The organism is Blastomonas sp. UPD001 (assembly GCF_003426715.1).
GTDB lineage: Bacteria > Pseudomonadota > Alphaproteobacteria > Sphingomonadales > Sphingomonadaceae > Blastomonas.
On the sequence record NZ_QKVT01000200.1, the window covers coordinates 1 to 1,711 of the forward strand.

Sequence of the window (1,711 nt, forward strand, 5' to 3'; positions counted from 1 at the left end):
GTCGACGACCGCGCGATTGTCGGCAATATCATGGTCTCTTCGGGACTCGTCTCGGTGCTGGTGCTGGCGCTCTATGCCAATTCGGAGCCGGTGCAGGCGCTGTACCATTATCCCGAATTCCTCTGGGGCGTGTGTCTGGTGCTGCTGTTCTGGACCAACCGCATCGCGCTGCTCACGCACCGCGGCGAGATGCACGACGATCCGGTGGTGTTCGCGATGCGCGACCGGGTGAGCCTGTGTTGCGGTCTGGTCGTCGCCCTGCTCGCGCTCGCCGGAGCGCTGGCGTGACCGGGCTGATGCTCGTCCTTAGCTATGCCGGATTTGCGGTGCTGGCGACGCTCGCCAATCTGGCGAGCCAGCGCGCGGTGCTGGCGCTGCTGCCCGGCGGGCTGCTGCTCGCGCTGGCCGTCGGGACGCTGGTCGGGCTGGTGGTGAAATTCTGGCTCGACCGCACCTGGATCTTTGCCGGCAAGGCGAGCGCGGGCTCGAGCACGACGGGCACCTTCGGCCTCTATGCCGCCACCGGCGTGGTCACGACGCTGATCTTCTGGGGCTTCGAGACCGCCGCCTGGCTGATCTGGCAGACGCATCTCGCGCGCGAGATCGGCGCGGTGACCGGCCTCGCCATCGGCTATCTGGTCAAGTACCGGCTCGACCGGCGCTATGTCTTTGCGCCAGCAAGGCCGGCCTGATGCCGCATGTCGAGCCGCTCTCGGGCTGGGGCCGCTATCCGGTGCGCGATTGTGCGCTTTGGCAACCTGTCACCACCGAGGCGCTGCACGCGACCCTGCCCCCGCTGCCCAGCAGCATCGCGCGCGGCAATGGCCGAGCCTATGGCGATGCCAGCCTCAACCCCGATGCGACCATCGACATGCGGCGGCTCGACCGGCTGATCGCGTTCGATGATGCCACGGGCGAGCTGGTGTGCGAGGCGGGCGTGCTGCTGTCCGACATCATCGATGCCTTCGTGCCGCGCGGCTGGTTCGTCCCGGTGACGCCGGGCACGCGCATGGTGACGATCGGCGGGATGATCGCCAGCGATGTGCACGGCAAGAACCATCATGGCGCAGGCTCGTTTTGCGACCATCTGCTCTGGCTCGATCTCGATCTCGGCAATGGCCGCGTGCTGCGCTGCTCGGCACAGGATAATGCCGAACTGTTCGCCGCGACCTGTGGCGGCATGGGGCTGACCGGGATGATCGTGCGCGCGGCCTTCCCCCTGATCCGGATCGAAAGCGCCTGGATGCGCCGGCGGACCTTGCGCGCGCGCGACCTGGACGAGGCGATGGCGCTGTTCGAATCGTCGCACGACTGGACCTATTCGGTCGCCTGGATCGATTGCCTGGCGCGCGGGCGCGATCTCGGCCGATCGGCGATCCTGCTGGCCGAACATGCGGCGGCAAGCGAGCTCGATGGCCCCCGCCGCGCCGCGCCGCTCGACCGGCCGCCGCGCAGGCCGCGCGCGGTCCCGATCGACCTGCCCGGCTTCGCGCTCAGCGGCGTCAATGTGCGCGCCTTCAACCGGCTCTATCATGCGATGCAGCGGCCCGGCGACGCGCTGGTCGCGCTCGACCCCTATTTCTACCCGCTTGATGCCGTGGCCGACTGGAACCGCATCTATGGCCGGCGCGGCTTTGTGCAATATCAGTGCGTGCTGCCGCTGGGCGAGAGCGAGCGCGGCCTCGCCCGCCTGCTCGAGACGATCGCGGCG

The 1,711-nt window shown here is 68.6% G+C and carries 2 protein-coding genes and 1 pseudogene; all 3 read left to right on the forward strand.

Going from position 1 to position 1,711, the window contains the following annotated elements:
* Positions 1 to 288 (forward strand): annotated as a pseudogene (locus DM995_RS20740) (UbiA family prenyltransferase); the annotation flags it as partial.
* A complete protein-coding gene (locus DM995_RS20745; protein WP_232824600.1) occupies positions 285 to 692 on the forward strand; it encodes a GtrA family protein in 408 nt (135 codons plus the stop codon). The pseudogene DM995_RS20740 and the gene DM995_RS20745, both read left to right, overlap by 4 nt.
* Positions 692 to 1,711 (forward strand): FAD-binding oxidoreductase (locus tag DM995_RS20750; protein ID WP_157973449.1); only part of this gene is annotated, 1,020 nt, incomplete at its 3' end. The genes DM995_RS20745 and DM995_RS20750, both read left to right, overlap by 1 nt.